Below are 19,258 nucleotides of genomic sequence, written 5' to 3'. Positions count from 1 at the left end.
GGCAACCGGGTCAGCCTGCGGTCCTCGGCTCCTCACGCAGGATCCGCCAGCACAGATAGAGGCAGACGCCCGCCGCGGGCGCACCTCCGAGCAGGGTGGCGGCGATGCCGAGCGGGATCACCGTCCCGGCCAGGTACAGCGGCACCAGCGCCGCCGTGGCGATCGCGAATTTCGCGAGGAATACCGCTGTGCACAGGTAGTACCGCCGCCGCTGCCGTCGATCACGCCGCCAGGTATGGCGTTCGCCGCGCAGCCTGCCCAGCACCAGGCCGATGACCGGCCGTCGCACCAGGATGGATACTCCGAAGAGCACGCCGCCGCCCGCCTGCCAGAGGACCGTGCTCAGGTAGAAGTCGGCCGCGTGCCCGGAATTCCCGGCCAGCAGCGCGGACACCCCGACCACGAGCACCCCGATCGCCGGTTGCCAGACCTTGCGGTCGGTGAACAACCGCACGGCGGCCAAGACGGCCACGCCGCCGACCGTGATCAGCGCCGACGTCAGCACCTGCCCGGTCACCAGGTACGCGACGAGGAACAGCACCCGCGAAGCGACACCTTCGGCGACCGTGCGCCAGCCGCCCACCGCGCTGAACAACGAGAGCGACTTCTGGGTCAGCATGCCGAGGCTCATGCGCTCACCTTCGTGAAACCGTTGCGGCGCATCGTGTCCTCGTAGGTACCGATCGCGTCGAACAGGCCGAGCCGTCCATGGTGCGCCTCGGCCAGTGCCTCGCTGAGATGGCGCGCGTCCTGCATCGCCAGGTTCCCGCCGAAACCCGGAGCGAGATGGATGGCGTCGCCGAGAAGCGTCACCGGACCGGCCGGCCAGGCGGGCGGTGGCGGAATCATGCCGCCGCGCAGCGCGACCGTGAAGTCAGGCCATGCCTCGCCGACGATCGTCCGCAAGGCGGGAGGCAGCTCCATGGTCGGCTCCCGCGTGGCGGGCAAGGCCCACATCACGTAGTCCTCGACGTCGGCCGCGGTGCGAGGCAGGGCGGGCAGCCAGCGCCTTCGCGCGGCCGGGGGAGACTCGGTGAACCGCAGCACACCCATCACCATCGTCGTTCCGCGAACGCGGACACGGGCGGGGCTGTCGCCGATCAGATCGGGCAATCCGGTGCCGAGCACGGCGCGCACCGGGGTCGCACCCATGATCATCCGGCGTCCCGTGTCCACCACCCGCACGTCGGGCAGATACCGGCGGCGGACCGCCGAGCCGATCCCGTCCGCGCCGACCAGGACGTCCGCGGTGTCGGTGCGGCCATCGGCGAACCACGCCCGGACCGTGCCGTCGGCGCGCCGCTCGAACCGCGTGAACTCCGCCCCGAACCTGACCACGTCGTCGAGATCGGTCAGCAGTACCGCTTTCAGCAGTGGCCGATGGACCTGCCTGCCGGGTCTGGCCCGGCCCTCCGAGCCGTCGCACGGCTGAGCGCCCGTGACCGCGAGCGCTCCGTCCGAATCGGACAGTTCCAAGGTCTGTACACGCGGTCCTCCCGTGGTGGCCTCGACCATCGCGAAATGAGCCGGTGGGAGGCACGCGCGCAGTGCCGACCTCCCGCGCTCGTCGACGTGCAGGCTCACGCCCTGCGGACGCCCCGACGCGGCGTCTCGCTCGTACACCACGACGTCGATCCCCGCCCGGCGCAACCCGTGAGCGAGCGTCAACCCGCCGAGACCGGCACCGATCACCATCACCCGCATCGCCCACCCCGTTCTTCACCGCCTGATGAAGAACACGGTACCGGCAAACTTCATCGAGTGGTGAAGAAAACGGTGTTAGGCTTCGTCCGCGATGACAGAAGACGAGAACAACCGCCGTTCCGGGCGCTGGCGGTCCGGCCTGGAGAGCAAACAGCGGATCCTGCGGGTCGCCCGCGAGCTGTTCCATGAACACGGCTACGGCGGCACCACCGTGCGGATGATCGCCGCCGCGGCGGAGGTCGACCCGGCGATGGTGTTCTACTTCTTCGGCACCAAACAGGGCCTGTTCAGCGCCGCGATCGAGATGTCCGGAGACGTCCCGCCCGCCGTCGAAGCGCTGTTCGACGGCGATCTCGGCACCATCGGCGAACGCGTCGTCCGGACCCTGGTGGAGAACCTCGACAAATCCGACCGCACGCCGCTGATGATGCTGACCCGGTCGGCCCCCGCCGACCCGCGGTCCGAAGAGCTGTTGCGCGAGTTCATCGACCGGGAGATCACCGGCAGGCTCGCGGCACTGCTGGACACGCCGGACGCCGCGCTCCGGGCGGGCATGGTCAACGTGCAGATCCTCGGGCTCGCGGTCGCCCGGTACCTCGTGCGCATCGAGCCGATCGCGTCGGCGTCCGTCGACGAACTGGTCGCCACGTTCGGCCCGCTCGTGCAGTACTGCCTGACGGGGCCCGAGCCCTCGTCGTGATCGCTCTTGCATCTCCTCCGAGGGGAGGTGCGAGGGTGGGCGAATGGACGACCCCCGGTACTCGATCGGCGAGCTGTCCCGGCGGACCGGGCTGACCGTCAAGACCATCCGCTTCTACTCCGACCGGGGCATCGTCGCCCCTTTCGGCCGCACCGCGTCCGGGCATCGCCGCTACGACGTCGACGCGCTCGCGCGCCTGGAGCTCGTGCGCACCCTGCGTGAGCTGGGACTCGACCTGGCCACGATCCGGAAGGTCGTCGAAAGCGAAGCCGCCCTTCCCGACGTCGCCGAGGCGCATATGCGGGCACTGGAAGCGCAGATCCACGTGCTGCGTCTCCGTCACGCGGTGCTGAAAGCCGTGACCCGGCGCGTATCCACTCCCGAGGAGATCACTCTCATGCACGACCTGGCCAAGCTGACCGAGGAGGAGCGCCGCCGCTTGATCGGCGACTTCCTCGAAGCCACCTTCGGCGGTCTCGACCATCCCGGATTCGCCGGGATCGCCCGCACGCTGACGCCCGAACTGCCCGAAAGTCCCGCGGCCGAACAGGTCGACGCCTGGGTGGAACTCGCCGAGCTGGCCCGGGATCCGGATTTCCGGGCCCTCATGCGACGTCTCGCCGAAGGCTACGACGCCGCCCCGCGGCGAGACTTGCCCTGGCTGGACATCGCCGACGATCCCCGGCGGGAGCGGTATCTCGAACTGCTCGCCGTGATCAACGGGTGGGCGGCTCCCGATCAGCGCCGCGTGCCCTGATCCGGCGAGAGGAGCTCGGCCAGCCGGAGCGTGTCTTCGAGGTAGCGCTCGTAGGGGAAGCCCGCCTCGACGAGGGCGGCGCGGAACTCGTCGTAGAGCGGTTTTCCGGCGGCGTGGAAGGCTTTCCGGCCGGCGTCGGTGAGGCGGACCAGCCGGCGGCGCGCGTGGTCGGGGTCGACGGTGATCCGCACCAGGCCGTCCGCTTCGAGCGGGCGTAGCGCCCGGCTGATCGCCGGGTCGGACACCGAAAGCGCCTGCGCGAGCCGATGCTGCGTCGCCGGCTCGATCTCCTCCAGTGTGCCCAGAAGCCGTATCTGGCTGTACGTCAAGCCGTCGGTGTCTTCGGTGCGCCGCCGGGCGTTCTCACCCAGCAGCATGACCACGCGATGCAACAGGTCTGCGAGTCCGTCATCCACGAAGGTCACTATACCTGATTGTTGACGAGTTAATATTAACTAGGTAAGACTGAAGACATGAGCACCTTCTCTTACCTCGCCCAATCCGCCTTCCCCCTGGTCTGGATGCTGGTGCCGGCCATCGGCGCGTTCGTGCGGGCCCGCCACGCCCCGTCGGCCAGCGAACGGCTGGAGATCTGGCAACGCTGGTGGGCGATCGGCGCCCTGGGTTTCGGCAGCCTGTGGATGACGGTCGCGTTCCTCGCTTTCCCCGACGTCATGGCCACCGCCATCGGCTTCGACCGGACGCCCTTCCTGTTCGAGATCGCCTTCGCCAATCTCGGGCTGGCCGTCATGGGATTCCGCGCCGCCTCGGCCTCCGCGCGCGAACGCGTCACCATCGGGCTCGGCGCCGGGATGTTCCTCTGGGGAGCCTTGATCGGCCACGTCTACCAATGGTTCGCCAACGGCGTCCACAGTCCCGGCAACACCGGCGGTGTCCTCGCCAACGACCTGCTCATCCCCGCCGTCATGATCATCTTGGCCGTCCGGTCCCGGAAGCTCCGCCCGGCGACCGTCGCCTGAGATTGGGGATTTCCGCATCATGGCGACTCAGAATGCTCCCGAGCGGCTCACCATGTTCATCGACGCGGTGATCGCGATCGCGCTCACCCTGCTGGCGCTGGAACTTCCCGTCCCCACCGGCGACACCACCGAAGCGATGCTGGATTCGGTGTGGGACCACGGAAAGGAGTATCTGGCCTTCGCGGTCAGCTTCGTGGTGATCGCCGCCCACTGGCGCGCGCACCACGAGATCTTCGGATATGTCCGCTCACTGAGCAGCCGCCTGATCAGCCTCACCTTGGCCTGGCTGTTCATGCAGGTCCTGACGCCGTTCGCGACCCGGGTGATCACCGCGGACGGAGCCTTCCCGCCCCGGTTCAGCCTGTACGCGATCGTGCAGGTGCTGGCGTCCTCGACGTTCGCGCTGATCATCCGGGAGATCCGGCGCGAACACCTTTACCGCACGGACGCGCCACCGCGGGCGGTCGGCCAGAACCTGGTGCGCAGTGTGTGCCTGGCCGCGGTGTTCGGGGTTTCCGTTCCCGTCTCGTTTCTGACCACGGGTACCTGGGCGTATCTGTGCTGGCTCGCGGCGCCGCTCGTGCTGGCGGTCGCGGGGCGCGTGCAGGGTAGTCGTGGGGTATGACCGACCGTGTTCCGTGGCGGGCCGCCGCCTATCTCGATCTCGCCCGCCGAGCCTGTTTCGTCTGTGAACTTCTCGACGGCAACCCCGACTATCCGCATCACGTCGCCTATCGAGATGCCGACGCGGTGGTTTTCGCCAGCCGCTTTCCGTCCGTGCTCGGGCACTTTCTCGTCGCCCCGATCGAGCATCGAGAGCACGCCATCGGCGACTTCACCGCCGACGAATACCTCGCCGTCCAGCGGGTCGTGCACCGTGCGGGCAGCGCGTTGAGCGACTTGTTGACCGTCGAACGGCTTTATGTGCTGTCGTTGGGGAGCCAGCAGGGTAACCGGCACGTCCACTGGCACCTTGCGCCTTTGCCGCCCGGCGTCCCCTACGAACAGCAGCAGGCGGCGGTGTTCGACCCCGCGCGCGGCTACTTGGACGTCCCCGACGACGAATTGGCCGACCTCGCGCGACGGCTCGGCGAGCGCATGACCGGCTGAGGTACCGGCACACAGTCCCGGTGAAGAGGGGGTGTGTGGAAATAGGGACACTCAACGTCTCCATTTCCACACACCCCTCACCGGGCGTCACCTCAACGACCTGCCGGGCGCAGTCCGTCGGGCTCGGGCTCCTCAGAGCGGGTTGTGTGCCCCCAGCGGAGCGGTGCAGAACGGCCCGCCGACGTACTCCGCCGCCACGCCGGTCGGCGCGGGCAGATCCGCGAGCTGGTCGGCGTAGGTCTCCGCGTTGTCGAGGGATTTGTAGCCCAGCTCCTCGGCCTCGGCGAGCGAGTAGATCCGGCGCGTGTTGTCCGAGACGCCCCAGATCAGCCGGTAGCCGGGGGAGGGGTAGCTCAGGCAGGCCTCGAAAAGCCGCGCGCCGTCGTCGGGGGAGAGCCATGTCGTCAGGCCACGCGGGCCGAGGACGAGCGGGCTTTCGAAACAGGAGCCGATCCGGATGACGATCACGTCCATCCCGAACCGCGAGTGGTACAGGCTGCCGAGTGCTTCGATGGCCGCCTTGCTGACGCCGTAGTAGGTGTCGGGCCGGGGGGTGGAGTCGGCGGGGAGGCCGTCCGCGCCCGCCTCGTCGTTGCGGCGGAAGCCGACGGAATGGTTGCTGGAAGCCAGGATCACGCGCGGAACACCGGCGGCGCGCGCGGCTTCGAGGACGGTGTGGGTGCCGTTGATGTTGACGTCGAGCGTGGCTTCCCACGAGTTCTCGCGGCTGTGCCCGCCGAGGTGGATCACCGCGTCGACACCGGCGCAGGCCTTCGCCATCGCCTCCGGGTCGGTCACCGAAGCGGTGATCAGCTCGACGTCCTCGCCGCCCGCGGCTTCGGGCTGCGCGGCCAGGTCCAGCAGGCGCAGCACCCGTCCGGAACGGCGCAGTCGCGGCCGCATCAGGGTGCCGACGATACCCGCCGAGCCGGTGATCAGGACGCGCTGGTCTGCCATGTGAACCCCTTGTCAGTGAAGGAAAGTACGAAACAGGTCAGCGGATGCCGGCGCGGCGCAGCTGCTGGCCGAGCTCCGCGGTGATTTCGGCGAGGAGCTCGCCGACGCGCTGGGCGTCGGCGTCGGTGACTTCGGTGACCGGCATGGAGCAACTGATCGCGTCGGTGCCGGGGATGCGGTACGGGATCACGGCCGCGACACACCGGACGCCGAGGCTGCCTTCCTCGATTTCCGAGGCATAGCCCCGTTCTCGGGTCTTCGCGCATTCGGCGTGCAGTGCGTCCGCCGTGGTGATGGTGTTCGGGGTGAGCGCCGACAGCTCCCCGGTCAGGAGGCCGTCGATCTCGTCGTGCGTCAGTTCGGCCAGCAGTGCCTTCCCCAGCGCGGTGGCGTGGGTGGGCAGCGTGCGGCCGACGCGGGACACGAGATGCGTCGAGTGCCGGGACTCGCGCGTCTCCAGGTACACGACATCGGTGCCCTCGCGGCGCGCGAAATGCGCCGTGTAGCCGGTCTTCTCCCGGATCCGCTCCAGTGCTTCGGTCGCGTACGGGACGACCGGGTCGCGGTCCAGGTACGCCGTGCCGCAGATCAGCGCGCGGACGCCGAGGCGGTAGCGGGCGGTGTTGGTGTCCACTTCCAGCCAGCCGGCTTCGAGCAGGGTGCGGAGCAGGCCATGGAGGCTCGACCTGGGGAAACCGGTCCGCGCGTGCAGGTCCGACAGCGAAAGCCACACGTCGTTCGCGGCGAAGGTCTCGATCAGGTCGATCGCCCGCCTGGCCGACTTCACTCCGGCGGGTTCAGGCGCGCCGTTCGCCACCGTGACAGCGGCTTCCTGCTGCGGCATCCGCGCTCCTCCATCCGGCCGTTGACTTGTGACTCCGGCCATATTAGCGTCCCGAACAGCGTTCTTATGGATGAACATAATCACTATAACAGACTCCGTTCATGGATGTGAACAGGTCGGGCTGGGCCTTCGTGAACGCGGAAAGGAGTCAGCGGTGCATTTACTGGACTGGATCATGGTGTCCGCGTACTTCGTCCTGATGGTGGTGATCGGCTTGTGGTCGCACAGCCGCGTCAACACGGTCAGTGACTTCTTCACGGCCGGCGGCAAGATGCCGTGGTGGTTGGCCGGTATCTCCCACCACATGTCCGGCTACAGCGCCGTGCTCTTCGTCGCGTACGCGGGCGTCGCGTACACGGACGGCATCACCGTCTACTTCTGGGGCATGGCCAGTATCGGCATCGGTGTCGGCATCGGCAGCTGGCTGTTCGCCTCACGGTGGAACCGCCTGCGCTCGAAGCTCGGTGTCGCCTCGCCGCTCGAGTACCTGGCGAAGCGCTTCAACGTGCCCACCCAGCAGGCGCTGGCCTGGAGCGGCAGCCTGCTGAAGATCTTCGACATCGCGGCCAAATGGTTCGCGGTCGCGACGATCCTCAACGTCTTCGCGGGCGTGCCCTACACCTGGGGCATCATCATCACCGGCACGATCACGCTGATCTACTGCACCGTCGGCGGTCTCTGGGCCGACGCGCTCACCGACTTCGGCCAGTTCGTCATCCAGGCCATCGCGGCGATCGTGATGCTGTGGGTCGTGCTGGACAAGCTCGGCGGTGTCTCCGGGCTGTGGACCGTGTGGGGCGACCTGCCGCCCGCCCACCTGAACCCGACGACGTCGAAGTTCACCACCGTCGTGTTGCTCGTCTACGTGCTGGTCAAGACGCTGGAGTACAACGGCGGTATGTGGAACCTGGCGCAGCGCTACATGGCCGCGCCGAACACCTACGAGGCCCGCCGCGGCGCGCGGCTCTCCTCGATCCTGTACCTGGTGTGGCCGCTGGTGATGATGTTCCCGATGTTCGCCGCCCCGCTGCTGATCCCGGACATCGACAACCCCAACAACGCCTACGCGATCATGACCACGACGTTCCTCCCGCCGGGGCTGGTCGGGCTGGTACTGGCCGGGATCTTCTCGCACACCATGGCGATGGTCTCCTCCGACGCCAACGCGATCTCCGCGGTCATCACCCGCGACATGCTGCCGGTGCTGTGGAAGAAGGCCAGGAACTTCACCGAGTCGCAGGGGCTGCTCGCCGCCCGTGTCTCCACCGTGCTGTTCGTCGCCGCCACCATGGCGGTGGCCACGCAGGCCGAGAAACTCGGTGGTGTGCTCGGCATCGTGGTGCTCTGGGTCGCCGCCCTGATGGGCCCGATCTCGGTGCCGCTGCTGCTCGGCATGCTCCCCGCGTTCCGCCGCTCCGGCTCCCGCGCCGCACTGATCTCGTGGGCGGGCGGTCTCATCGCCTACGCGATCGCCTACTACGGCTACAACGCCACCCTCGCGGTCACCGTGTCCACCCCGATCCTGGTCTCGCTGGGGCTGTTCATCGGGCTCGGCTACCTCATGCCCGAGCGCAAGGCCACCACCGACGAGATCATCGACACGATCGACCGCGACGACGACGTCACACCCAGCAAGTCGCAGGACGGCACCACCGTGCCCGCCTGACCGGGCCCGTACCCGGGACCATCCACAAAGAACGAAAGAGAAATCCATGGCACAGCCCAAGATCGAACTCGACGGCCTACTGGCGTTCCCGCTGACCCCCTTCACCGAGGGGCTGGAACTCAACCTCGACGCGTTCGCGGAGACCGTCGAGAGCCACGTGGCCGCCGGAGCCGGTGCGCTGTTCGTCGCCTGCGGTACGGGCGAATTCAGCTCGCTGTCCCCGGACGAGCACGCAGCGATCCTGCGTAAGGCTCGTGAGGTCGTCGCCGGGCGGGTGCCCGTGTGGGTCGGCGCCGGCGGCGGTGCGGCCTCGGCCCGCGCCGGGATCGCGGCGGCGGAGGCGGGCGGCGCGGACGGCGTCCTCCTCCTGCCGCCGTACCTGGTGACCGGTCCGCCGTCCGGGCTGGTCGACCACGTCCGGTACGCCGTCGGGGATTCCTCGATCCCGGTGATCGTCTACCACCGTTCCACCGGCGTGTTCACCCCGGACTCGGCGGTGCGGCTGCTCGACATCCCGTCGGTGGTCGGTATCAAGGACGGCTTCGGCGACGTCGAACTCATGAGCCGGATCATCACCACGATCCGCTCCGCCGGCACCGACCGGGCCAAGGATTTCCTGTTCTTCAACGGTCTCCCGACGGCGGAGGTCTCCGCGCGCGCCTACTCCGCGGTCGGCGTGGCGCGGTACTCCTCGGCCGTGCACTGCTTCGCCCCCGAGATCGCGGCCCGGTTCCACCGCGCGCTCGCGGAGAACGACGACGCCGTCATGGAGGCGCTGCTCGCCGGCTTCTACCTCCCGCTGGTCGCGTTGCGGGACGAGGGGCAGGGCTTCGCCGTGTCGCTGGTCAAGGCCGCCGCGCGCCTTCGGGGTGACAAGGTCGGTTCGGTCCGGCCGCCGCTGGTCGAGCCCACCGCGGACCAGGTCGCCCGCCTGGAGAAGATCATCGACGACGGTTTCGCCGTCCTCAAGTCCGTCGAGGCCGGTGCCTGAAGATGAAGGTTCTCGACGTCGTCCTGACCCCGGTCGCCTTCGCCGACCCTCCGCTGCTCAACGCGATGGGCGTGCACGAGCCGTTCGCGCTGCGCGGGGTCGTCCAGCTGATCTGCGAGGACGGGGTGGTCGGCCTCGGCGAGTCCTACGGTGACCTCGCGTTCCTCGACCAGGTCCGGAAGGTGTTGCCGGAACTCAAGGGACACGACGTGTTCGACCTGCCTGGTCTCCGCCGGAAGGTCGCGACCACGCTGGGCGAGGTCGTCTTCGCCGACGCGCACGGGCTCACCGGCGGTTTCTCCGTCAGCAAGACCGTGGCCAGCGTGTACTCGCTGTTCGAGGTGGCCGCGCTCGACGCGCAGGGCCACTACCTCGGCAGGCCGGTCGTGGACCTGCTCGGCGGCAAGGCGCGTGACGCCGTCGACTTCTCCGCGTACCTGTTCTACAAGTTCGGCGCCCACATCGGCGCCGAAGAGGATTCGTGGGGCGAGGTGACCACGCCGGAAGCGCTCGTCGGCGAGGCGCGCCGCATGGTGGAGGAGTACGGCTTCGGCTCCATCAAGCTCAAGGGCGGCGCCTTCGACCCCGACCAGGAGATGGACGGCATCCGCGCGCTCGCGGACGCGTTCCCGGACCATCCGCTGCGCATCGACCCGAACGCGGCGTGGACCGTCGAGACCGGGATCCGGGTCGCCGAGGAACTCGACGGCGTCCTGGAGTACCTCGAAGACCCGACGCCGGGGATCGAGGGCATGGCGCGGGTCGCGGAGAAGGCGAACATGCCGCTGGCCACGAACATGTGCGTGGTGCGCTTCGCGGACATCGAGCCCGCCTTCCGGCAGCGAGCGGTCGGGGTCATACTTTCGGACCATCATTACTGGGGTGGTCTGCGGGACACCCAGGCCCTCTCCACCACGGCGGAATGCTTCGACGTCGGCCTTTCCATGCATTCGAACAGTCATCTCGGGATCAGTCTGGCCGCTATGGTGCACGTGGCCGCGGCGACGCCGCACCTGACCTACGCCTGCGACACCCACTGGCCGTGGAAGACGGCCGACGTCATCGCCCCGGGTGCGCTGGAGTTCGTCGACGGTGCGGTCGCGGTGCCCGACAAGCCGGGGCTGGGGGTCGAGCTCGACCCCGACGCGCTGGCACGGGCCCATGAAGACTATGTCCGAAGTGGACAGACCAAACGGGATGACGTGACCTATATGCGGAAGTTCGTGGGAAGCTTCGAACCGAACACGGCACGGTGGTGACGAGGTGAAGGTCACCGGATACGCCTACCCCTGGGACGTCGTGGACGATCCCGGTTTCGTCGAGCGCGTACGGGAACTCGGCGTCGACGAGGTCGCCGTCGCCGTGTCGTACCACAGCGCCCGCGCGGCGACGCCCTGGTCGCCTGAGCGCACCTCGGTCGTCGCGCGGCACGCGGCGCTGTACCGGCCGGTGCGCGACGAAGCCTGGGGTGAGCTGAAGCCCGCCGAGCCGGACTGGGTCGAAAGCCGCGACAGCGCGGGCGACGCCGTCCGGGCGCTGACCGAGGCGGGGATCCCGGTCGCGGCGTGGCTGGTGCTGACCCATAATTCCCAGCTGGGCACGGAGTTCCCGGATTTCACCGTGCGCAACTGTTTCGGCGAGCGGTATCCGTGGGCGCTGTGCCCCGGCGTGCCCGCGGTCCGCGAGTACGCGGCGAACGTGGCGGCGGAGAGTCTCGCCGGGCTCGACTTCGCGACGGTGATCCTCGAGGCCTGTGGCCCGCTCGGCGCCGTGCACCAGCACCAGCACGAGAAGACCGACGGTGTCTGGTCGCCCGCGGTGGCCCGGCTGCTGTCGATCTGCTGCTGCGAAGACTGTCTCGACGCCTGGGCCGCGGCCGGTCAGGATCCGGTGAAGGCGCTGGGCAAGCTGCGGGCCGAGGTCCGGCGGCTGATCGACAGCGGTGACCTGCGGGCCACCGAGGACAAGATCCTGCCCACGCTCCGGCAGGTCCTGCTCGACACGCGCCAGAACGCGACCGACGCCCTCCGGCGCGCGGTACTCGAGAAGATCCCGTCCGGGCCCAGGATCGTGCTGCACGGCGCGATGGACCCGTGGGTCACCGGCGCGCTGCCGGGGCTGACGCCGTCGGCCCCGGACGACGTCGACGCGGTGGTGCTGCAGAACTGGGCACCCGGTCACCCCAGCGTGAACGCCGTCGCTGCGGCGCGGGCCAAACTGCCGGAGAAGGTCGCCGTCGGCAGCTACATCACCGCGGTGGCGGCGAGCCCGGTGCCCGACATCGAGGCCTACACCACCGAACTCGGTAAGGCAGGCGCCACCGAACTGCACCTGTACCACCTCGGCCTCGCCGGCCCGGGGCGCTGGGCGGATCTCATCGCCGCCGTCAGCGCCGCGCAAGAACTCTAGGAGAAGCAGGAAAATCATGAGCCAGGCAACGGATCCCGCCACGCTCGAACAGATCCTCGCGGCCGCCGCCGATGCGGCAGGCACGGCGGCGGCCGCGACCCCAGCCCAGCGCGCCGGATGGCTGAACGCGGCCGCGGACGCGCTGGACGCGGCGGCCGAAGAGCTGATCGCGCTGGCCAACCGGGAGACGCATCTCCCGGCCTCCCCGCGGCTGCAGGGCGAGCTGAAGCGCACGACGTTCCAGCTCCGCCTGTTCGGCGAGGTGCTGGCCGACGGCGAGTTCCTCGGCGCCACCGTCGATCACGCGGACGCCGCGTGGCCGATGGGGCCGCGGCCGGACATCCGGCGGCTGCTCACCCCGATCGGGCCGGTGCTGGTGTTCGCCGCCAGCAACTTCCCGTTCGCGTTCAGCGTCGCCGGTGGTGACACCGCGTCGGCGCTGGCCGCCGGCTGCCCGGTCGTGCTCAAGGCGCACTCGGGACACCCGGAGCTGTCCGCCCGCACCGGCGAGGTCCTGCGCGAGGCGCTGGTCGCGGCCGGTGCGCCGGAAGGGATCTTCGCGGTCATCCACGGCCAGCAGAACGGCGTCACGGCACTGAAGGACCCGCGGATCCAGGCGGCGTCGTTCACCGGTTCCGTGCCGGGCGGGCGCGCGCTGTTCGACATCGCGACCTCGCGGCCGTCGCCGATCCCGTTCTACGGCGAACTCGGCAGCGTCAACCCGGTCGTCGTCACGCAGGCCGCGATCGACGCGCGCGGCGAGGCGATCGCCAAGGGCTACGCGGGATCGTTCACCCTCGGCGCCGGGCAGTTCTGCACCAAGCCGGGACTGCTGTTCCTGCCCGAGGGCCACGGCCTCGAAGACACGCTGCGTGAGGCCGTCGCCGCGGTCCCGGCGCAGCCGATGCTCAACGAGCGCATCGCGGCGGGCTTCGCCGACGGACTGGCGAAGCTCAGCGACGTCGACGGTGTCGAGGTGCTGTCGGAATCCGGTGGCACGGAAGGGATCTCGCACGGCGCGACGCTGCTCGCCACCACCGCCAAGGCCTTCCTCGCCGACGCTCACACGGTCCGCGAAGAGTGCTTCGGCCCGGCGTCGCTGATCGTCACCTACACCGACCAGGCCGAGCTGATCAGCCTGCTCGGCGTGATGGAACCTGGGCTCACCGCGACCGTCCACGGTGAAGAGTCCGATGTGGACTGGATCCGCCCGGTCCTCCCGTCGCTGACCCGCGTCGCCGGTCGTCTGCTGTGGAACGACTGGCCGACCGGCGTCACCGTCACCTGGGCACAGGAACACGGTGGTCCCTACCCGGCGACCACCGCGCCGACCAGTACCTCGGTCGGCACCGCCGCGATCGAGCGGTTCCTGCGACCGATCGCCTGGCAGGGCTTCCCCGACGCGCTGCTGCCGGAACCGTTGCAGGAGAACAACCCGTGGGACCTGCCCCGCAGGACCGACGGGAAGCGTTAGAAACCTCGTGAGTGGTAAGGACGGTTAGAACCGTCCTTACCACTCACAAGGCCCCAGTATCCGCCGCCGCCCTTGAACCCGTCTCGACCCCTTTGGGAGGCACCGTCATGTCCGGATTCGGTTACATCGACAGGAGAACGGCCTTGCGGGGAGGTGCGGCAGCGGCCGCTTCGATGGCGCTCACCTCCGCTCTCGCGGGCACTTCGTCCGCGCGGCCCGCCGCTCCGGGGACGTCGTCCATCGTGACCGGCTATCGCGAACTGCAAACCGGTATCAACCGGCCGTCGGCGGAGCGCACGGCGGCGCTGGCGAACCTCGACAGGGTCGCGAAGGCGTACCACGACAGCATGACGGTCGGCGACGGTCCCTTGTGGAAGGACCTTCCGCTCGGCCCCGGCAGCGAGTTCACGACGTCGATGTACGCGCGGCTCCGCGCGATCGCGGTCAACTGGGGCACCCCGGGCGGTGCGCTGGCGGGTGATCCCGCCGTGCTGGCCCGGATCAAGGGCGCGCTGGAATTGCTGTACACCAGCGATCAGTACAGCGAGAAGACCGCCGAGATCGGCAACTGGTACACCTACGAGATCGGCATCCCGCTCTACCTGCTGCACATCCTCGCGACGGTCGCCGACGAGCTCACCCAGGACGAGCTCGCCAAGTATCTGAAGCCGGTACTGAAGTTCTCCGGCGACCCGAACCGCCGCACGAACAACCCGAGCGTCGTCGAGACCGGCGCCAACCGCGCGGACAAGTCGACGATCTCCCTCGTCTCCGGCGCGATGCTGGGCGACGCCGAGCGGATCAAGCGCGGCGTCGGGGCGTTCACCGACATCGAAGGTGGGGGAGCGGCGAGCGTCATCGCCAAGCTCCATCGCGCGGCGGGCGACGGCTTCCACACCGACGGATCGTTCCTGCAGCACGATTCGGTGCCGTATCCCGGGCATTATGGGATCATCCTGCTCACCGCCGTCGCGTCCGCCATCCATGTCACCAAGGGCACGGAGTTCGAACTGCCCGCCGACGTCCGCGACGCGGCGTACGCGCTGGTCTCCGACACCTTCGCGCCGTTCGTGTACGCGGGCGCGCTGATGGAGTCGGTCCGCGGCCGGTTCCTTTCCCGGCAAGGGGAGTCGGCGCACGACATCGGGCACCAGCTCACCGGCGCGGTGGTCCTGCTGGCCCGGTCGGCGAGCGGGAAGCGCAAGGAGGAACTCGGCGGTCTCGCCGCGAAGTGGATCACCGAGGACACTTTCGCGCCGTACCTCAAGATCCCCGATCCCGAGCGGTTCGCTCCGGGGCCGGACCTCGTCGGCATCCCCGGCATCGAGTTCGCGCAGGAGCTGCTGGCGACCAAGGTGCGGGCGACGCCGACGGTCGCGACGCATCGCGTGTTCGGCCAGCAGGACCGGATGGTGCACATCACCGAAGGCTGGTCGGCCTCGCTCGGCGTCGCCTCGACGCGGATCTCGCGGTACGAGTCGATCAACTCGATGAACCTGCACGGCTGGTACGTCGGCGACGGTTCGCTGTATCTGTTCCTGCCGAAGGCGAAGGGGCACTTCACCGACGCCTACTGGCCGACGGTCGACCCGCTGCTGCTGCCGGGCACGACCACCAAGAGCGGACCGGCCCCCAAACTGGAGTCGGTCCCGCTCACCGGCAAGGATCACTGCGGCGGTGTCCGCTGGGACGCGCGGCACGGCGCGCACGCCCTCGACTTCGTCTCGCAGGACGGCACGCTGACCGCGAAGAAGTCGTGGTTCTTCACGCCGTCCGGTGTGGTGTGCCTCGGCGCCGGGATCACCGACTCCTCCGGCGAGCGGGTCCGCACCACGATCGAGAACCGCAACCTCGGCGAGAACGGCACCGGTGTCCTGCTGGCCGACGGCCATCTCGTCGGCGGCTCGGAGTCCTTGCGGCGCAAGCGATGGCTGCACCTCGAACGGGTCGGCGGGTACCTCCTGCTCGACGACGCCGAGGTCACCGCGCTGCGCGAGGACCGGACAGGGACCTGGCGCGACATCGACAAGGGCGCCAACACCAAGGGCACCACGGTGCCCTACACCCGGCGCTACCAGAAGCTGGTCATCGAACACGGAGCCAAGCCCTCGAACGCGAGCTACGCCTACGCCGTCCTTCCCACCGCGTCGGTGCTGCAGACGATCGCGTCGGCTTGGTCGTGGCGCGTGCGGTCCAACACCGCGACCGTGCAGGCCGTCCGGCTGTGGGACGCGACCCTGCTGGCGAACTTCTTCGCCGCCGGCTCGGTCGACGAGGTGTCGGTGTCCGGGCCGGCGTCGGTCGCGCTCGGGCGGACCTCGAACGGTTGGCAGCTGGCGGTTTCGGATCCGACGCAGCGACAGGAGGTCCTGCGCGTGACCGTGCGGCGGAAGACCTTCGAGGTGCCGGTGAAGGACACCTTCGGCGCCACGCAGATCGTCCGCGTTTAGCCGGCTGAATGCGGGGCTGCCTTCACGGACGAACGCGGCGATCGCCACGTTCGTCCAAAGACAGTGCTGCGAAGGGGACTTTCATCGCATCGGATGCGGGGAAAGCTCCCTTCGTCCTCCCCGAACGCCAAGGCTTGGGTCGCGAAAGCCACTTTCGGGACATCAGACGTCGCGAAAGTGGCTTTCGCGACATGCTGACCATGAGCCCGCGTTTAGCCGGCTGAACGCGAGGGATCATTTAGGTCAGGAACTGGCCTGAATGGCCCCTACGGTCACCTCATGACCGACATCGAGCAGTTCCGCATCGACATCCCGCAGTCCGATCTGGACGACCTGACCGACCGGCTGGCCCGCACGCGCTGGCCGTCGGCGCTGCCCGGTGCCGAGTGGAGCCGGGGCGTCCCGGTCGCATACCTCAAGGACCTGGCAGAGTACTGGCGAGACGGCTACGACTGGCGCTCGTTGGAGAAGCAGCTCAACGAATTCCCGCAGTACACCACCGAGATCGACGGCCAGCGCGTGCACTTCCTGCACGTCCGGTCGCCGGAACCCGACGCGATCCCGCTGATCATGACGCACAGCTGGCCCAGCTCGATCGCCGAGTTCCTGAATGTCCTCGGCCCGCTGACCGACCCGCGAGCCCACGGTCTCGACCCGTCTCGCGCCTTCCACGTCGTCGCGCCGTCCTTGCCGGGCTTCGGTTTCTCGCCGTTCCCGGAGCCGGCCGACGAACGACCGTGGGACATCGCCCGGGTGGCGCGGACCTGGGCGGAACTGATGAGCCGCCTCGGTTACGAACGCTATGGCGCGCACGGGAACGACGCCGGAGCGCTGGTGACGCCCTGCCTCGCGGTGCACGCGTCCGAGCACGTCATCGGCTCGCACATCACGTCCGGGCTCGGGGTGCCGACCGGCGATCCGGCCGACTTCGAGGGGCTCACGCCGCAGGACCAGGCCGATCTCGCGGGGCTGCTGGAGCGTTTCGCGGGCGGCAGCGGCTACGCGCCGTACCTGACGAACAGGCCGCAGACGCTGAGTTTCGGCTTCCTCGATTCGCCGGTCGCGCAGCTGGCGTACCTGATGGAACGGTTCAAGGAGTTCGACGGCTGGCCCGACGGCACGCCGCCCGCCGAGCCGATCGACCGCGACCTGCTCCTCACCAACGCGACGTTGTACTGGCTGACCGGGACCGGCGGCACCTCGCTGTGGCCGTACTACGAGGGGCAGGCCGCGATGCCGATGGACCAGACGGCGGTGCCGACCGGCGTCTCTCACGGCGGGCCGTCCGCGTTGCGTGCGATCGCCTCGCGCAAGAACGACGTCGTGCGCTGGGCCGAGCACGAAAGCCCCAGTCACATGGTCGCGATGGCCGTGCCGGACGACGTGGTGGCCGAACTCCGCGAATTCTTCGGAAATCTCCGGAAGTGATGTCGAGCGGTGGTCGTCGGCTCCGACTCAGTGCCGAAGCTAGAGTGAAGCGACCCTGTGGAGGACCTGATGACCACCTCGTTCGAGACCGTGACCTCGGCCGACGGAACCTCGATCGCCTTCGACCGCACCGGTGAGGGCACGCCGGTGATCCTGGTCGGCGGCGCGTTCAACGACCGGACGACCGTCGCCGGCCTGGCCGCGACCCTGGCACCGGAGTACAGCGTGATCGCCTACGACCGGCGTGGCCGGGGTGACAGCGGCGCCGGCGCGGTCTATTCGGTGGAACGCGAGGTCGAGGATCTCGCCGCGTTGATCGAGCACGTGGGTGGTTCGGCGGCGGTGTTCGGGCACTCGTCGGGTGCGGTGCTGGGGCTGGAGGCGGCCGCCAGAGGCGTCGCCATGACCAGCCTCGCCGTGTACGAGCCGCCGTACGTCGTCGACGACAGCCGGGAGAGGCCCGCGGCCGACCTCTTCGACCGCGTCCGTGCCTTGATCGCCGACGGCGACCGCGACGGCGCGGCGGAGCTGTTCCTGGTCGAGGGGACGGCGACGCCGGAAGAGGTCGTCAAGGGGATGCGGGACGACCCGTTCTGGGCGTGGTTCACCGGGCTCGCCCACACGCTGCCGTACGACCTCGCGCTCTGCGGCCCCGGAAACGTGCTGCCCGCGGACAGGCTGGCCAAGATCCCGGTGCCCACGCTGGTCGTCGACGGCGGGGAGAGCGACGCCTGGATGCGGGCGGGCGCCCGCGCGGTCGCCGACGCGATCCCCGGCGCGCGGTACGCCACCGTCGAGGGGCAGGACCACGGCGTCCTCCACCAGCCGGACACCTTGCGCGGCCTGCTCACCGGGTTTTTCGGCTGACCGACCCGGCCTGTTCGAGCAGTTCGGCCAGCGCGGTCAGCGGCGGGTTCACGTGGCCGGTCCGCCAGACGAGACCGAGCTGGCTGGACGCTTCCAGGCCGCGGACGGGGACGTAGCGCAGATCGGTGCGGGTGTGCTGTTCCGTCAACGGACGGCACACCAGCATCGCGTGCATCCCGGACGCCGCCAGCGCCATTCCCTGCTGGACGGTCGTGATCCCCGCGGTCGAGGGAATCGGCGTTCCCGACGGGGTGGCGGGCGGTGTGCGCGCGGCCTTCCAGTAGCCGGGGCCGTCACCGGCGCGGTGGAGCAGGTCGAGTTCCGCGAGATCTTCCCGATCGATCGACTCGCGCTCCGCGATGGGGTGACTGGTCCCGACCATCACGTACTGGTCTTGCGGCGGGAACAGGAAGCCGACCGTGAGCTCGGGTTCGTGGACCGGGAGCTCGGCGATGACGGCGTCGATCTCGCCGTCGAGCACGGCGGTGAACGGTGAGCCGAGCGGGACGTCGTGGGTGTGCACGGCCACGCCGTGCCGATCGCGCAGCGCGCGGAAGATCGAAGTGACCTCCTCGTAGACCATGCCGGTGAACCCGACCCGCAGTTCTTCGACTGCGCCGCGCATCGCCCGCTCACGCGCGCGCTCGAAGGTGCGGAGCAGCGCGCGATACGCGGGCCGGATCTCCTTGACGAACTGCGCGCCGACGCGGGTGAGCCCGACCTTGCGGCTGGTGCGCTCGACCAGCCGCGCGCCGACCCGCGCCTCCAGCGTGGCGATGAGCTGGCTCACTCGCGATTGCGAGTAGCCGAGCCGCTCTGCCGTATGCCCGAAATGCAGTTCTTCCGCCAGCGCGAGCAGGCATTCGATCTGCTGCAGATGCGCTTGGTGCATGGTCGGAAGCGCGTCACCCATCCTCGGAC

The 19,258-nt window shown here is 69.2% G+C and carries 19 protein-coding genes; 13 read left to right on the top strand and 6 right to left on the bottom strand.

Annotated elements, in window-relative coordinates; genetic code table 11:
- Positions 1–10: 10 nt before the first annotated feature.
- Together MJQ72_RS23455 and MJQ72_RS23450 are read right to left on the bottom strand one after the other, a co-directional pair.
- On the bottom strand, positions 11–631 hold the full coding sequence (locus tag MJQ72_RS23455) for a DUF3159 domain-containing protein (RefSeq protein WP_240593112.1): 621 nt from the start codon (positions 629–631) through the stop codon (positions 11–13).
- The gene (locus MJQ72_RS23450) at positions 628–1,704 is read right to left on the bottom strand and encodes an NAD(P)/FAD-dependent oxidoreductase (protein WP_240593111.1); all 1,077 of its coding nucleotides are present in this window, start codon (positions 1,702–1,704) and stop codon (positions 628–630) included. Before MJQ72_RS23450 ends, MJQ72_RS23455 begins: the two co-directional genes overlap by 4 nt.
- Before the next feature lie 91 nt (positions 1,705–1,795).
- On the opposite strand from MJQ72_RS23450, the gene MJQ72_RS23445 reads away from it, so the two are divergent.
- Positions 1,796–2,404 carry a TetR/AcrR family transcriptional regulator gene (locus MJQ72_RS23445; protein ID WP_240593110.1) on the top strand — a complete coding sequence of 203 codons (609 nt, stop codon included), beginning with the start codon at positions 1,796–1,798 and terminating at the stop codon, positions 2,402–2,404.
- A 43-nt stretch (positions 2,405–2,447) separates the two neighbouring features.
- Complete coding sequence (locus tag MJQ72_RS23440; protein WP_240593109.1) at positions 2,448–3,161, top strand: MerR family transcriptional regulator; 714 nt, start codon at positions 2,448–2,450, stop codon at positions 3,159–3,161.
- Here MJQ72_RS23440 and MJQ72_RS23435 read toward each other — a convergent pair.
- Positions 3,143–3,577: a MarR family winged helix-turn-helix transcriptional regulator gene (locus MJQ72_RS23435; protein WP_240593108.1), complete on the bottom strand. Its 435-nt coding sequence runs from the start codon at positions 3,575–3,577 to the stop codon at positions 3,143–3,145. The two genes, MJQ72_RS23440 and MJQ72_RS23435, sit on opposite strands and share 19 nt — an antisense overlap.
- Before the next feature lie 57 nt (positions 3,578–3,634).
- On the opposite strand from MJQ72_RS23435, the gene MJQ72_RS23430 reads away from it, so the two are divergent.
- Genes MJQ72_RS23430 through MJQ72_RS23420 form a run of 3 tightly spaced genes read left to right on the top strand, consistent with a single transcriptional unit; the run spans position 3,635 to position 5,251 of the window.
- Positions 3,635–4,141 carry a DUF6790 family protein gene (locus MJQ72_RS23430; RefSeq protein ID WP_240593107.1) on the top strand — a complete coding sequence of 169 codons (507 nt, stop codon included), beginning with the start codon at positions 3,635–3,637 and terminating at the stop codon, positions 4,139–4,141.
- A gap of 19 nt (positions 4,142–4,160) precedes the next feature.
- The gene (locus tag MJQ72_RS23425; protein WP_240593106.1) at positions 4,161–4,766 is read left to right on the top strand and encodes a TMEM175 family protein; all 606 of its coding nucleotides are present in this window, start codon (positions 4,161–4,163) and stop codon (positions 4,764–4,766) included.
- Complete coding sequence (locus MJQ72_RS23420) at positions 4,763–5,251, top strand: HIT family protein (protein WP_240593105.1); 489 nt, start codon at positions 4,763–4,765, stop codon at positions 5,249–5,251. Before MJQ72_RS23425 ends, MJQ72_RS23420 begins: the two co-directional genes overlap by 4 nt.
- Positions 5,252–5,383: 132 nt before the next feature.
- Here MJQ72_RS23420 and MJQ72_RS23415 read toward each other — a convergent pair whose 3' ends face one another.
- Positions 5,384–6,208, bottom strand: a complete 825-nt coding sequence (locus MJQ72_RS23415; protein WP_240593104.1) for an NAD(P)-dependent oxidoreductase — start codon at positions 6,206–6,208, stop codon at positions 5,384–5,386.
- 37 nt (positions 6,209–6,245) lie between these two features.
- Positions 6,246–7,052 (bottom strand): IclR family transcriptional regulator, encoded by an 807-nt coding sequence (locus MJQ72_RS23410; protein WP_037348214.1) that lies wholly within the window; start codon positions 7,050–7,052, stop codon positions 6,246–6,248.
- Positions 7,053–7,206: 154 nt separating this feature from the next.
- Here MJQ72_RS23410 and MJQ72_RS23405 point away from each other — a divergent pair, with 154 nt between their 5' ends.
- The 8 genes from MJQ72_RS23405 to MJQ72_RS23370 all read left to right on the top strand — a co-directional run bounded on the left by MJQ72_RS23405 (position 7,207) and on the right by MJQ72_RS23370 (position 18,337).
- Positions 7,207–8,718: a sodium:solute symporter family protein gene (locus MJQ72_RS23405; RefSeq protein WP_240593103.1), complete on the top strand. Its 1,512-nt coding sequence runs from the start codon at positions 7,207–7,209 to the stop codon at positions 8,716–8,718.
- Positions 8,719–8,764: 46 nt separating this feature from the next.
- On the top strand, positions 8,765–9,709 hold the full coding sequence (locus tag MJQ72_RS23400) for a 5-dehydro-4-deoxyglucarate dehydratase (RefSeq protein WP_240593102.1): 945 nt from the start codon (positions 8,765–8,767) through the stop codon (positions 9,707–9,709).
- Positions 9,710–9,711: 2 nt separating this feature from the next.
- Positions 9,712–10,968: a glucarate dehydratase family protein gene (locus MJQ72_RS23395; protein WP_240593101.1), complete on the top strand. Its 1,257-nt coding sequence runs from the start codon at positions 9,712–9,714 to the stop codon at positions 10,966–10,968.
- A gap of 4 nt (positions 10,969–10,972) precedes the next feature.
- Entirely contained in the window at positions 10,973–12,118 is a 1,146-nt protein-coding gene (locus MJQ72_RS23390; RefSeq protein WP_240593100.1) for a hypothetical protein, read from the top strand.
- 16 nt (positions 12,119–12,134) lie between these two features.
- Positions 12,135–13,592 (top strand): aldehyde dehydrogenase (NADP(+)), encoded by a 1,458-nt coding sequence (locus MJQ72_RS23385; protein ID WP_240593099.1) that lies wholly within the window; start codon positions 12,135–12,137, stop codon positions 13,590–13,592.
- A 107-nt stretch (positions 13,593–13,699) separates the two neighbouring features.
- Positions 13,700–16,042, top strand: a complete 2,343-nt coding sequence (locus MJQ72_RS23380) for a polysaccharide lyase 8 family protein (protein WP_240593098.1) — start codon at positions 13,700–13,702, stop codon at positions 16,040–16,042.
- Between the two features lie 279 nt (positions 16,043–16,321).
- Positions 16,322–17,470, top strand: a complete 1,149-nt coding sequence (locus tag MJQ72_RS23375) for an epoxide hydrolase family protein (protein ID WP_240593097.1) — start codon at positions 16,322–16,324, stop codon at positions 17,468–17,470.
- A gap of 69 nt (positions 17,471–17,539) precedes the next feature.
- Entirely contained in the window at positions 17,540–18,337 is a 798-nt protein-coding gene (locus MJQ72_RS23370) for an alpha/beta fold hydrolase (RefSeq protein ID WP_240593096.1), read from the top strand.
- Here MJQ72_RS23370 and MJQ72_RS23365 read toward each other — a convergent pair.
- Positions 18,318–19,250: a LysR family transcriptional regulator gene (locus MJQ72_RS23365; RefSeq protein WP_240593095.1), complete on the bottom strand. Its 933-nt coding sequence runs from the start codon at positions 19,248–19,250 to the stop codon at positions 18,318–18,320. The two genes, MJQ72_RS23370 and MJQ72_RS23365, sit on opposite strands and share 20 nt — an antisense overlap.
- Positions 19,251–19,258: the final 8 nt, after the last annotated feature.

Source organism: Amycolatopsis sp. EV170708-02-1, assembly GCF_022479115.1.
Lineage (GTDB): Bacteria > Actinomycetota > Actinomycetes > Mycobacteriales > Pseudonocardiaceae > Amycolatopsis.
Note: the sequence above shows the minus strand (reverse complement) of the source record. Positions and strands in the feature narration are given on the sequence as shown.